General features: G+C 73.8%; 2 protein-coding genes and 1 tRNA gene. 2 read left to right on the forward strand and 1 reads right to left on the reverse strand.

The window, feature by feature from the left end; all coding sequences use genetic code 11:
- Positions 1 to 1,483, forward strand: a 1,483-nt coding sequence (locus VGR06_RS38880) for a hypothetical protein (RefSeq protein WP_327564240.1), incomplete at its 5' end; no start/stop codon positions are given.
- Here VGR06_RS38880 and VGR06_RS38885 read toward each other — a convergent pair.
- Positions 1,476 to 2,075, reverse strand: coding sequence for an ANTAR domain-containing response regulator (locus VGR06_RS38885; protein ID WP_327564241.1), 600 nt, complete (start codon positions 2,073 to 2,075; stop codon positions 1,476 to 1,478). The genes VGR06_RS38880 and VGR06_RS38885 overlap by 8 nt on opposite strands.
- A 100-nt stretch (positions 2,076 to 2,175) precedes the next feature.
- Between VGR06_RS38885 and VGR06_RS38890 the strand changes: the two genes are divergently transcribed.
- Positions 2,176 to 2,249: transfer RNA gene (locus VGR06_RS38890), tRNA-Leu, on the forward strand.
- Positions 2,250 to 2,426: the final 177 nt, after the last annotated feature.

Here is a 2,426-nt window from a genome sequence, read left to right on the forward strand (position 1 = left end):
CCCGGGTGGCGACGGCACCTGGCGCGGCGGCCTGACCGGGCTGTTCGTGGACTTCTCCGAACCCGGTGGCCAGCCGGCGCAGGTGCCCGGGTCGCACTTCCACCTGTCCGGCTACCGCGGTTGTGTGGACCTCGGGCTGGGCTCGTTCGACGCCAAGGGATTGCCGATCGACCTGGGCTGCGGCGCGGACATGGCGGTGCTGCGGGCCCGCCAGCCGATGCGGCTGGGGCAGCCCGGCCCGGACGGCGTGCTCGGGCGGGTCGCCCTGCTCACCGACACCGCGGGGCCGGGCGGCGAGCTGACCGTGGACCTGGTGCCCGGGCCGGCCGACCGGGTCGGCGGCGCCGGGCGCGCGCTGAGCACGCCCGGCGCCGACCCGACGCTGCCGCTGGGCACGATCCGGGTGGTGGTGAACGACGCCGGCGCGCAGATCCGGTCGCCGTCCGCGCCGGGTTCGGTGTCCCCGGCCCCGGCGCCGCGGCGCGGGCCGGGCGTGCTGCACCGGTTCGAGGTGCTGCTCACCACCGGCGGGGTGCGGGTCCTGCAGGACGGCGTCCCGATCGCGGCCGGCGGCGCGGTCCCCTCCTGGCCGCAGGCCTGGGTGCTGCTCGGTTTCCGTGGCCCGGAGGGGCAGCGCGCCCGCGTGCACCTGCTGGCCGTGGGGTTCAGCGGTCCGGCGAGCCCGCTGCCGGACGTCGCCGAGGCCCCGGTCAACCCGGGAACCCGGCGGGTGCTGACGCTCGGCGCCGAGGCACCCGCCATCGGCATCGCCCGCACTCCGCTGGTGTCCGCCGCGGCCGCCCGGCTGGTCGCCACCATCACGGTGGCGGACGGCCTCGATCCGGCCGGGATCGTGGTGCAGCTCGGCGACCGGCTGCTGCCGGCCCGGCCGGTCACCCCCGGCCCGTTACCGGCGCCCGGCTCGGTGCTCACCGTCCTCGCCGACGTGCCCCCGGACCTCCTCGGCGGGCCCGCACCGGACACCCTGGCCCCGTTCGTGCTGCGCGCACCCGGCGCCCGGGACGGCGTGTCGGTGGTGGAGAGCTACCTGGAGATCACCCCCGGCCCGGGCTGGTCACCGCCCGCCCAGGCCAACCCGGCCGACACCGACCCCCGCCGGCCCGCGCCGGACGCGCTACCGAAGATCGAGGTCGGCCTCGGCAACGCCGCCGGCATCCCGCTGACCACGACCACCATTCCGGCACAGGGCCAGATGGTGCTCACCGTGACGTTGAACGCGTCCAGCGCCCAGTGGGACAGTGGCGGGGTGGCCGGCGTGCCGGGCTTCGAGCTCTGGCTGGACGGCCGGATCGCCGCCGGCGTGCCCACCGCCGCCGAAGGCCTCGGCGTGGGCGGCCGCTACCGCATCGCCCTGACCCTGTCCGCCATGAAACCCGGCCCGCACGTCCTCGAGGTCCGCGAGTTCGGCCCGAACGGCGTGGCCCGCCCGGTGTCGCTGCTCCGGAACTTCGTGATCAGTTGATGTTGTCGATGACCGCCTCGGCGACGGCCTTCATCGTGGTGCGCCGGTCCATCGCCGTACGCTGAATCCACCGGAACGCCTCCGGCTCGGACAACCCCTGCTTGGTCATCAGCAACCCCTTGGCCCGCTCGATGACCTTGCGCGTCTCCAACCGGTCGGTGAGCCCCGCGACCTCCTGCTCCAGCGCCTGCAGCTCGGCGAACCGGCTCACCGCGAGCTCGATCGCCGGCACCAGATCATGCTTGGCGAACGGCTTCACCAGGTACGCCATCGCCCCCGCATCCCGCGCCCGCTCCACCAGATCCCGCTGACTGAACGCGGTCAAGATCACGACCGGCGCGATCCGCTTCCCCGCGATCGACGACGCCGCCTCAATCCCGTCCACCTTCGGCATCTTCACGTCAAGGATGACCAGGTCCGGCCGCAACTCATTGGCCAGCCGCACGGCTTCTTCCCCGTCGGCCGCCTCCCCCGCCACCCGGTACCCCTCCTCGCGCAGCATCTCGACCAGGTCCAGCCGGATCAGCGCCTCATCCTCGGCGACGAGAACACTCCGCTGCACGCCCGGCCCGTCGGTCCCCTGCTCCACCACCGGGCCCCTCCTCCACTCTCACCACGTCCGAACCCGCAGCCTACCGGCCCAACCCCCGTTCCCACGCGTGATCACCCCCACCTACTACAGTCACCCCCAGGCCCCCGTAGCCCAATCGGCAGAGGCAACGGACTCAAAACCCGTCCAGTGTGCGTTCGAATCGCACCGGGGGCACGGGCTCCGGCTACGCCTGTCCGCGGAGAGCCCGGACAGGATCGCCCGTCATGATGTTGGGGGGCCGAGCCCCCCAAACCCCCCACGGTGCCAGCTCCTCGCCTTTGCGGAGCCGGGCACGTTGATCTTGAACCAGCGGGTGGCTTCGCCGTTTGTGCGGATGCGGTACGAATCGCG

It is taken from the genome of Actinophytocola sp. (genome assembly GCF_036002505.1).
GTDB lineage: Bacteria > Actinomycetota > Actinomycetes > Mycobacteriales > Pseudonocardiaceae > DASYTH01.